The organism is Vibrio sp. DNB22_10_4 (assembly GCF_052879755.1).
The window spans coordinates 1-233 of record NZ_JBNNXW010000135.1 but is presented as its reverse complement, the minus strand read 5'-3'; the positions used below and the strand labels follow the sequence as shown (position 1 = coordinate 233).

The following is a 233-nucleotide window of genomic DNA, read 5'->3' as shown; positions in this document are numbered from 1 at the left end:
ATCGAGCACCGCCTCGGCAAGCAAGGCCACCTCGTCCTTGCCGGTGTTGGTCGTACTGTCGCCCGGCGCGGAAAGCTTGTCGACGAGGGGATACTTCTCGTCGCTGGTATCGCACGTGTACGAGAGCCCGTGTTCCATCAGTACGCCATGGATCAGGTCATACAGCGCTTGGCGGGTCATCGGCCGCGCGGTATGCGGCGCCGGGTTGGTGCTGTAGGCGATCACCTCGTAGC

The 233-nt window shown here is 63.5% G+C and carries 1 protein-coding gene; it reads right to left on the bottom strand.

Features of this window, described 5'->3' with window-relative positions; translation table 11 throughout:
* Positions 1-233, bottom strand: a 233-nt coding sequence (locus ACVA6Q_RS24980) for a hypothetical protein (protein WP_446649273.1), incomplete at both ends; no start/stop codon positions are given.